At 35.7% G+C, this 8,706-nt stretch carries 7 protein-coding genes; 5 read left to right on the plus strand and 2 right to left on the minus strand.

Going from position 1 to position 8,706, the window contains the following annotated elements; genetic code table 11:
* The first annotated feature begins 284 nt into the window (after nucleotides 1-284).
* From B3D94_RS02840 to B3D94_RS02855, 4 genes are all read left to right on the plus strand, one after another.
* Complete coding sequence (locus B3D94_RS02840) at nucleotides 285-1,478, plus strand: ornithine--oxo-acid transaminase (RefSeq protein WP_008178160.1); 1,194 nt, start codon at nucleotides 285-287, stop codon at nucleotides 1,476-1,478.
* Between the two features lie 84 nt (nucleotides 1,479-1,562).
* A complete protein-coding gene (locus B3D94_RS02845; protein WP_008178162.1) occupies nucleotides 1,563-2,807 on the plus strand; it encodes a Glu/Leu/Phe/Val family dehydrogenase in 1,245 nt (414 codons plus the stop codon).
* 218 nt (nucleotides 2,808-3,025) lie between these two features.
* Complete coding sequence (locus B3D94_RS02850) at nucleotides 3,026-4,189, plus strand: iron-containing alcohol dehydrogenase (protein ID WP_069482436.1); 1,164 nt, start codon at nucleotides 3,026-3,028, stop codon at nucleotides 4,187-4,189.
* 350 nt (nucleotides 4,190-4,539) lie between these two features.
* Nucleotides 4,540-5,271, plus strand: coding sequence for a hypothetical protein (locus B3D94_RS02855; RefSeq protein ID WP_291754473.1), 732 nt, complete (start codon nucleotides 4,540-4,542; stop codon nucleotides 5,269-5,271).
* A 50-nt stretch (nucleotides 5,272-5,321) separates the two neighbouring features.
* Here the strand turns inward: B3D94_RS02855 and B3D94_RS02860 are convergent, their stop codons facing one another.
* Nucleotides 5,322-6,299, minus strand: a complete 978-nt coding sequence (locus B3D94_RS02860; protein ID WP_069482434.1) for a cation diffusion facilitator family transporter — start codon at nucleotides 6,297-6,299, stop codon at nucleotides 5,322-5,324.
* A gap of 13 nt (nucleotides 6,300-6,312) precedes the next feature.
* Nucleotides 6,313-7,035: an MgtC/SapB family protein gene (locus tag B3D94_RS02865; RefSeq protein WP_008178169.1), complete on the minus strand. Its 723-nt coding sequence runs from the start codon at nucleotides 7,033-7,035 to the stop codon at nucleotides 6,313-6,315.
* 658 nt (nucleotides 7,036-7,693) lie between these two features.
* On the opposite strand from B3D94_RS02865, the gene B3D94_RS02870 reads away from it, so the two are divergent.
* Nucleotides 7,694-7,792 (plus strand): putative holin-like toxin, encoded by a 99-nt coding sequence (locus tag B3D94_RS02870; RefSeq protein WP_232540804.1) that lies wholly within the window; start codon nucleotides 7,694-7,696, stop codon nucleotides 7,790-7,792.
* The last annotated feature ends 914 nt before the right edge of the window (nucleotides 7,793-8,706 follow it).

Raw genomic sequence — 8,706 nt, forward strand, 5'->3', positions numbered from 1 at the left:
CACATGCAAGCAAAAACAACTTCAGAAATGCTTTAATTTTACATCGATGTTAGGGCTATTTTAATAAGTAGTAATTGAAGCATTGTGACAAAATTTGTGAAACTTCTCCAAGTAATACTATCGCTGGCTAAAACAGTAGCCACTAATGAGGTAGTATACTTGGGGTGAGTTTGCAAGTTGATCGTTTGAATTGTTGCTAAATTCTTAATTATTCTACTTACAGAAATACATAGTCCTTTCTTGCATAGATTTTTTATCATCATTTAGTAAGGAGAGAATAGAATATGACAAAAACTCAACAAGTTATTGAACAAACACAAAATTATGGTGCAGCAAACTATCATCCACTGCCAATCGTAATTTCAGAGGCTGAGGGTGCTTGGGTTAAAGATCCAGAAGGTAACAAATATTTAGATATGTTATCAGCTTATTCAGCTGTAAACCAAGGACATCGTCACCCAAAAATTATCGCTGCTTTAAAAGAGCAAGCTGATAAAGTAACACTTACTTCACGTGCATTTTACAGTGAAAACCTTGGTGAATGGTATGAGCTAGTAGGAAAGTTAACAAATAAAGAAATGGTATTACCAATGAATACTGGTGCTGAAGCAGTAGAGACTGCATTTAAAGCAGCTCGTCGTTGGGCATATGATGTAAAAGGCGTAGAAGAAGGCAAGGCAGAAGTGATTGCATGTAATGGTAACTTCCATGGTCGTACAATGCTTGCTGTATCTCTTTCTTCTGATGAAGAATACCGTCGTGGGTTCGGTCCAATGTTACCAAACGTTAAGTTAGTAGACTACGGTAATCTTGAAGCATTAAAAGCAGCTATTACACCAAACACAGCAGCATTCTTAATTGAACCAATTCAAGGTGAAGCTGGTATTGTTATCCCAACAGAGGGCTTCCTAAAAGCTGCTCGCGAACTTTGCCGTGAAAACAACGTATTATTCATTGCTGACGAAATCCAAGCAGGTTTAGCACGTACTGGTAAAATGTTTGCCTGTGATTGGGAAGAAGTAGAACCGGATATGTATATCTTAGGTAAAGCATTAGGTGGTGGTGTATTCCCAATTTCTTGTGTAGCTGCAAACCGTAATATTCTAGGTGTATTCAACCCAGGTTCACACGGATCAACTTTCGGTGGAAATCCTTTAGCTTGTGCAGTTTCAATTGCATCTATTAAAGTATTATTAGATGAAAAATTAGCTGAACGTTCACATGAACTTGGTGAATACTTCAAAGGTAAGTTAAGAGAAATTAACAACCCAGTTATTAAAGAAGTACGTGGTCGTGGTTTATTTATTGGTATGGAACTAACAGAGGCAGCTCGTCCATACTGTGAAAAACTAAAAGAATTAGGTTTATTATGTAAAGAAACACATGATACAGTTATTCGTTTTGCTCCACCACTTGTTATTTCACAAGAGGATTTAGATTGGTCAATCGAACAAATTGAAAAAGTATTTAATCTTTAACAAAATGTTCACATTTTAATTCGGAAGTATGTTACAATGATGCCGATATACTATCATTAAATAAAACAAAGAGGCGATTTAATAATGTCTGAAAACTTAAATCTTTTCACATCAACACAAGATGTCATTCAAGATGCTCTAAACAAACTTGGCTATGATGAAGCAATGTATGAATTACTAAAAGAACCGCTTCGCATGCTACAAGTACGTATCCCGGTGAAAATGGATGATGGTACAACAAAAGTATTTACTGGTTACCGTGCACAACATAACGATGCTGTAGGACCAACTAAAGGTGGGGTTCGTTTCCACCCACAAGTGTCTGAGGAGGAAGTTAAAGCGCTTTCAATGTGGATGACATTGAAATGTGGTATTGTCGATCTACCATATGGTGGTGGTAAAGGCGGTGTCATCTGTGATCCTCGTCAAATGTCTATGGGTGAAATCGAGCGCTTAAGTCGTGGTTATGTACGTGCTGTAAGTCAAATCGTAGGACCAACAAAAGATATTCCTGCGCCAGACGTATTTACAAATGCACAAATTATGGCATGGATGATGGATGAATATAGCCGTATGGATGAATTCAACTCTCCAGGCTTTATCACAGGTAAGCCACTAGTTCTTGGTGGTTCACAAGGTCGCGACCGTGCGACAGCACAAGGTGTTACAATTGTAATCGAAGAAGCAGCGAAAAAACGCGGTATTGATATTAAAGGTGCGCGCATTGTTATTCAAGGATTTGGTAACGCAGGTAGCTTCCTTGCGAAGTTTATGCATGATTTAGGTGCAAAGGTAATCGGTATTTCGGATGCTTATGGTGCACTTCATGATCCAGAAGGTTTAGATATCGACTACTTATTAGATCGTCGTGATAGCTTTGGTACTGTAACAACTTTATTTGAAAACACAATTTCAAATAAAGAATTATTAGAACTTGACTGTGATATTTTAGTACCTGCTGCAATTGAGAACCAAATTACTGCTGACAATGCACACAATATTAAAGCTAATATCGTAGTAGAAGCAGCGAATGGTCCAACAACTGCTGAAGCAACTAAAATCTTGACAGAACGTGGCATTTTACTTGTACCAGACGTATTAGCATCTGCTGGTGGTGTTACAGTTTCTTACTTTGAATGGGTACAAAATAACCAAGGTTATTATTGGACGGAAGAAGAAGTTGAAGAACGTCTATACAAAAAAATGGTTGAAGCATTTGATAATGTTTATACAACAGCTACAACACGTAACATTAACATGCGCTTAGCAGCTTATATGGTAGGTGTTCGCCGCACTGCAGAAGCTTCACGCTTCCGTGGATGGGTTTAAGAATAAGTTCAATTTACAACGAGTTTCTCCTATTTTAATGGGAGGACTCGTTTTTTCATCTCTTTAGAAATCTAAGAGTGCAATCCATTTACTTAACCCTTTAATAAATCGTCCAAACAGAATCTAATTAAACTGTTTTGCTGATACAACCCCAAACGTTTATCTTTGCTTTCTTAAACAGAAATATGAGAAAATCCAACTAGAAAGGGGCGAATTAAATGGATTCATTTACATTTTATAACCCAGTGAAACTACACTTTGGTGAAGATGCGCTGGAAAAGTTACCGAAGGAATTAGAGCAGTATGGAAAAAAAGTATTGGTTGTATATGGTGGCGGTAGCATCAAGACGAATGGTGTCTACGACGCTGTTATTGACAAATTACAGCAAGCAGATAAAACAATTTTTGAATTAAGTGGTGTAGAACCTAATCCGCGTGTGGAAACAGCTAGACGTGGTATTGAAATTTGTAAAACAGAAACAATCGACTTAGTTCTTGCGGTTGGTGGTGGTTCTGTTATCGATTGCTCCAAATTAATTGTTGCTGGTGCAAAATATGATGGGGACGCTTGGGATATCGTTAAACGCAAGGTATTTGTAGAACAAGCTTTACCATTAGGAACTGTATTAACATTAGCCGCTACGGGTTCTGAAATGAACTCTGGATCTGTTATTACTAATGCTGCTACAGAAGAAAAGTTAAGCTGGGGTAGCCCTGCAGCATTCCCGAAATTTTCAATCTTGAATCCTGCGTATACGGTGTCTGTACCTAAAAATCATACGGTTTACGGAATCGTTGATATGATGTCACATGTATTCGAACAGTATTTCCATAATACAACGAATACACCAATCACTGATGAAATGTGTGAAGGTGTATTACGTACGGTTATTACGACAGCACCTCAATTATTAGAGGATCTAGAGAATACACAGTTACGTGAAACAATTCTATTAGCAGGAACGATTGGATTAAATGGATTCTTATCAATCGGATCTCGTGGGGATTGGGCATCACATAATATTGAGCATGCTGTATCAGCGGTATATGATATTCCGCATGCAGGTGGTTTAGCTATTTTACAGCCTCATTGGATGCGTTTAAGTGTGCCGGTGAATCCTGAACGCTTTGCGGGGATAGCAACACGAGTATTCGGGGTGGATGCAAAAGGCAAAACGGTAGAAGAGGTTGCTTATGAAGGGATAGATCGCTTATCAGCATTTTGGTCATCGTTAGGGGCACCGAATCGTTTAGCCGATTATAATATCGATGATTCGAAATTCCAACAGATTGTAGAGCATGCAATGCATAATGGTCCTTTTGGAAACTTCCATCAGTTACAAGAAAAAGATGTACGTACAATTTTACAAAATTCTCTTTAAAATAATGATTGAGTGTGAGGCTGTGTAGTTAGCCTCACACTTTTTTATTAAAGGTTAAGAAAAATTAACGAATCATGTTGGATTTTGTCGTAGAAGTTTCTTAAGACCTACAATATAATGAAATAGTTAGATATTCAAATGAGCGTAATGATTAATTTCATTAAGAGAGGTGAAAAAAGTCATAATTTCAATCAAAATATTTTAACTTAAATTGGATATTTTAATACATATTAGACTTTGTGATTGCTAGAGAAATGATGGTATTTGTCACAATAGCTCCATTAATTGTTCAGAAACTGTTTAGCCACCTTTATTAAAATAATGACTTAAACAAAGAGGAGAGGGATCGAATGTTGAAGCAATTGCTTAAGGATCGTGTGGTTACATTAAGTTGTAAAGAGATACCATTTCAGCAGCATGTTCATAAAATACAAAATTGTGTAGAAGTTTTGGGAATTGAAACAAGATCAATACAAATTGAAAATGATAACATTGTTACGGGTTACATTGTTGATCAAAGTATTTTCTTTAAGAGTTTACGTTTTGGGCAAACGAACATTACGTTTTCGGATGGTGTAAATAAAGCAAGTGGACATTTATTTGTCCGTCCTTCTGGGGAAATTGTGATAGAGGTAAAACCTTATTTAGGAGATGCTGAAATTGTTCCGGTTTATTTTCGAACAATATTAGCAGATACAGTTATCGCAATTGATTTAAAAGGTGCTTTAAAGCATTATTTGGTAGCCCATCAATACATGAATCGTGAAGATTCAATTTATGAAGTGCATTATCAATCCATGCACCCTAACGTATTAAAAGATTCTTTTGCTGGTCATTTTGTTTTAGGTTGTCATGTGGATGGTAGAGATATTCTAAATGCCCAAGAATATGCTTTAGCCAATCGACAAGCTACTTTAATATTTTCAGAAATAGTTATTCAACAAAATGGTACAAAGAAGACTGTTGTTAGTAATCAATTCCTAACATTTATGATCACCAATCAAGTGTTTGTAAGCTACGAGTCCATCCCTGACAATCTAAGGGAAGCTAATTTTGATCGGGATCATTCAATATCAGTTTAACAAAAAGCCAATTGCCTGAATCAAGGCAATTGGCTTTATAGCTTCTAGATTTAATGTTCAGGTCTTTCGCCAAGATGTGTCCAGCTAGCTTTTCCGTCATCTTCATCAAATAAAATGGCAACCTTCGATACACCTTTCTGACTTAAAATAACTTCAGTTAAATGATCCCGAACGTCATCTAAAAAAGCTAAGGATAGTTTAGGGTCAGCTTCTGCCACTAACTCAACATGTAAAAATTCCCCTTCTTTAATGACTTCAAGGCGTACAATATCTTTAATATTTGGATCATCCATCACAAGATGGGCGATATGATTTAACATTTCTTCATCTGTCTCACCGATTACACCTCTAGCATTGTCTAAGAATACTTTACCAACAACATAAAACATCATTGCTCCAATAATCATGGAAACAAGACCCTCTATTCTAGTCCAACCTGTAAAATGAGCGATAACAATAGCAACGAAGGCCAAAATATTTCCGCTTGTAGCGACTAAATCTTCCATAAAAACTAATTTAGTCGCAGGCTTTGCGCGATTTAAATAATTGAAAGCTTTTGGGATAGATGTAATACCTGCTTTTTCCTGCCCAGCTTCATGTAATACTTCTACTGCTGCTTTAGCAAGTACTGTGCCCTCTAAAACAATACCTATAAATAAAACTCCAAGTGCGATTAGTACCCCACTTGATTCACCAGTAGGGTGGATAAAATGATGCCATCCTTCTTTGATTGTTTCATAGGAAAGAATTGCTACAATAATAACTGCAAATAAGCATACTAAATTGACAATACGGCCGAAGCCGCTAGGGAATTTCTTTGTAGGTGCTTTTTTCGATAGAGCGGAGCCTATATACACGAACAATTGGTTAGCTGCATCTCCAAGTGAATGCATCATTTCTGCGAACATAGCCACATTACCTGTTAAGAAAAAGGCAATGCCTTTAATAATACCTAAAAAGGCATTGACACAAGCTGCCATCAGGGAAGGTTTGTTACCATCCTTTAGTAGTTTAAATAATTCTGTCATAAAAATCCTCCAACTAGTTTAAAATTTCCATTTCTATTTTTTCAATATATGATAATGTTCTTAATGAACGGTAAAACGACAGTAAATTATCAGAAACAATTAAGGACAAACGTAAATCCAACTCATGTAAAACATTATCATTTTTTAAAGGTACATCTTTAATACGGATGTTTTCGATGATGATATTGTTGTTTTTAAGGAATAATAGAAAAGATTCCGTATGTTTGTCATCATCAATTTGAACCTTTAGTAAAATCTCTCTCATGCGAATACGTTTTGGTCCAATTTTCATTAGGAAAGGAGAGAGAATTTCAATTCCGAAAACGATGATAATGACAGCTAACGTTGCATCCATATAAAAACCTGCGCCTACAGCGATTCCGATGCCAGCAGCTCCCCATATCATGGCTGCAGTTGTTAAACCAGAGATGCTATCATTGCCGCGTCTTAAAATTACGCCTGCTCCTAGAAATCCAATCCCACTGACAATTTGGGCTGCTAAGCGAAGGGGATCCATTGTAATATTTATATCTTCTCTGGAAGGGGTGGAGTAAGCTGTTTCAATGGAAATAATGGTTAGCAAACAGCTGAATGTTGCTATGACCAAACTTGTCTTTAATCCAACGGGTTTCTTCTTTAATTCCCTTTCAATTCCGATTACTAAACTTAATGTGGCTGCTAAAACTAATTTTATGCCAACTTCATATGTAATCATATTTTCCAATAATGTTCCCATACACGACCCTCCATAGATATTTCGCATTGCTAAGAGATATGCAACCAGTCATTATTATATGTGTATTACTTTTTTGTATTGTACAACATGGAAGTAAGGAAATATATGTGTTTTATTTTATAAGGATCTAAAATTCATCTATACATCCATTTCGTAACTGATATCACTTTGATTCTAGGTCGGTTATATATGTAAAATAAGCATCTGTGGAAGCGGATATCATTGCATTTTTCCGTATGCTCTTTTCTAATTTGATGATGGCGACTCTGTTTTTAGGGGAATGGACAAAGGGTTAATGATATTAGGGAATGAGATTAGAGCTCTTCTCTATTAATAGGGGAAAATAAGAGATTAATTATAAGGAAAATTTTTAATCGCATTTACAATAAAGAATGCTGATCGGATTCGGAAACCTAATTGCGCACCAGACCTAGATAATACTAAAAATGTTAAGGGGAGATGAAGCAAACGGCGAGCTTGTAACAAGAATTGAAGAGAGGTTATGACCAGATTTATATCCTAATTAAATTTCCAAAAACTATATTTCATTCACATAAAATGGTATAATAAAGGGGTAACTAGATAGAGGTTTCATGGGCGGTAAGCATACATTCTTCACCCGTTCTTCAGGTTTCTGGAGGGGAAGGAGGTGTTGCTAATGACAACTTACGAGTCAATGTCCTTAATGATCAGTTTTAGTGGATTGATTGTTTCGGTAATTGTTCTGTCATTTACTTTTTCTCAGAAAAAAAAGTAAACCGCCCCTGCCCTCCAAGCATGTGAGTGGTTTACTCCTTCATTATGCAAATCGCCTTTGAAGCGATTCATCTGTTACATGACCATTTGGTGGTGACACACTAAGTGGTCCTTTTTTTATATCCATCTTCATGAAAAATTATAACATGCATTGTTAAATTACTCAAATTAATTGGAAATGAGTACAATTCTAAATTTTTGTAGGATACAAGGCATGCGAGAAGCACTCTTGGTTACATTGGACGTATGCTTTCTATATATAAATAGATATTCCAAAATTCAGATTGAAGATAACGATTGAATATTCATTAAATCAAAATGTTCATTTGAAGTTTCGACAACAATAAATGTTGAGAAAAGTGGGATGCACTCACTTGTTAGATCTTATTATATAATAGGACGAAATATACGTATGCGATGAGCGTTTGATAATGGCTGATGATGTTGATAGTACCATCAAATAATTGATCTATAATATAAAGAAGATCAAGTGGACCTTATAAGGGATGGGGTAGGTTTTTCTTAATAGTGTTAGTACTTAACTTATTTGTCCATACTTTGTTTACTTGTTTTTTTGACTATGGCTGAAACTTGTTAGTACTGCTATATATTGTTTTAGAAGGGAGCGCTCTATTGTTTGTTATTGATATAAAAAAAGATTTTTAACTTTTTTTCAAAAAATGCTTGATTTTTAAAATGCTATATTATATATTATTACTTGTCCTTAACAAGACGAAACACTTTAAAAATAAAAAACAAAAAAGTTGTTGACTCCTTGTTATAAACGAGTTATAATAATGAAGTCGCTGAAAACGACTGAGATAATAATGAACTTTGAAAACTGAACAAGCAAAACGTAATCAATAAAGTTTTTAGTAGCTAACCTAGCTAGTGAACGTAACAAAATTTTGGACA

This window comes from Lysinibacillus sp. UBA5990 (assembly GCF_002429815.1).
In the GTDB taxonomy this organism is placed as follows: Bacteria; Bacillota; Bacilli; order Bacillales_A; family Planococcaceae; genus Lysinibacillus; species Lysinibacillus fusiformis.